The sequence below is a fragment of the Psychromonas sp. Urea-02u-13 genome, assembly GCF_002835995.1.
GTDB lineage: Bacteria > Pseudomonadota > Gammaproteobacteria > Enterobacterales > Psychromonadaceae > Psychromonas.
In genome coordinates, this window is record NZ_PJBZ01000032.1 from 1 (window position 1) to 204 (window position 204).

Here is a 204-nt window from a genome sequence, read left to right on the forward strand (position 1 = left end):
CCGTAGATTTAGCTCGCCAGAAAGTATTAACTGATTGCCATTTATAAACTTCAGTTCGATGGAAGTTGCGTTGGGCAGTGAGTGCATTTTGGGAAGTGAAATAAAATCATGTGGGTGTTCAGAAGGTTTATCTTCAGGACGCCAACAATTAAATTGCTCAGTGCTAATGCGTAAAGTGGTGACAATTTTTGTTTTAGAATAATG

1 protein-coding gene is annotated in these 204 nt (G+C 38.2%); it reads right to left on the reverse strand.

All coding sequences use genetic code 11. The features are described from left to right. Window positions 1-204 (reverse strand): hypothetical protein (locus CXF74_RS22340; protein WP_232772388.1); only part of this gene is annotated, 204 nt, incomplete at both ends.